Annotated in this window: 1 pseudogene; it reads left to right on the top strand. The window is 59.8% G+C overall.

Annotated features, from left to right (window positions below):
* A pseudogene (locus tag ACS8YF_RS19745) lies at positions 1 to 273 on the top strand (aldehyde dehydrogenase (NADP(+))); the annotation flags it as partial.
* Between the last annotated feature and the right edge of the window lie 431 nt (positions 274 to 704).

Here is a 704-nt window from a genome sequence, read left to right as displayed (position 1 = left end):
GTCACGGCACTGTCGCGGCGCGCCGGGCGGGTGTTGTTCAACGGCTTCCCGACCGGGGTGGCGGTCAACGATGCGATGGTCCACGGCGGACCGTATCCGGCGACCACCGATTTCCACAGCACGTCGGTGGGCACGCTGGCGATCAATCGCTATCTGCGCGCCGTGTGTTACCAGAACGCGCCCGCAGCGGTCCTGCCCAAGGCGCTGGCCGATGACAATCCGCTGGGTATCCGGCGCCTGGTCAACGGCGCTATGACGACTGCCAGCTTGTAGGTCGCTCAGGACAAGTCCGCAGCAAAAAGAGCCGGCATCTCGCCGGCTCTTTTTTCTTGTTGGCCCTGAATGAATCATCCGGCACGCCCGGACCTGTCAAGGCGACCTGCGCAGGTTGGCGTTATTGCCAACATCGCGATCCTGCGGGGCATGTCGCGCAGGCCTTGATGATTCCGAGGCCTGCACCACCGGCCACTCGCCGCGGCCATTGGCCGCGAAGCCTTTGAAAATAAAGTACGGACAGGCGCCGACTTTTATCTTTGAAGGCGATGAAAACAGCTGATGAACTCAGCTGTTTTGATGCCGGATTAATAATCAACCCGACAAATCATCTATTTCCGTCACGGGTTAGTCGTAAGCGCTCCACCAACCCCATCCTTCCGGCGGCATAATCGATAAGCCAATCTCTCCGCTGTCGCTATTGACGGAGA

This window comes from Salinisphaera sp. SWV1 (assembly GCF_052044155.1).
In the GTDB taxonomy this organism is placed as follows: domain Bacteria; phylum Pseudomonadota; class Gammaproteobacteria; order Nevskiales; family Salinisphaeraceae; genus Salinisphaera.
Note: the sequence above shows the minus strand (reverse complement) of the source record. Positions and strands in the feature narration are given on the sequence as shown.